Below are 253 nucleotides of genomic sequence, written 5' to 3'. Positions count from 1 at the left end.
GGCCGACCGGAACGATGCCGCGCGCAAGCCGTGATCCCGCTGGTCCGCCCAGTGCCTGTCGGCGCTGAGAACTGGCCAGGTGCTATCAGGACACAAGCGCCGCATCGGCCTGGCGCTGGACCTCGTTGGCGATCGGATGCAGCTCGGCAGCGGGGCGCTCCCCCACCACACTATAGCCGATCCCGTCGATCGCCCATGTGACCCGGCCCATGGTCCCGCTGGACGTGCTGGTCATGCTTGCGCTCTTGTCGAT

The sequence above is a fragment of the Sphingomonas sp. Leaf38 genome (assembly GCF_001421825.1).
GTDB lineage: Bacteria > Pseudomonadota > Alphaproteobacteria > Sphingomonadales > Sphingomonadaceae > Sphingomonas.
Note: the sequence above shows the minus strand (reverse complement) of the source record.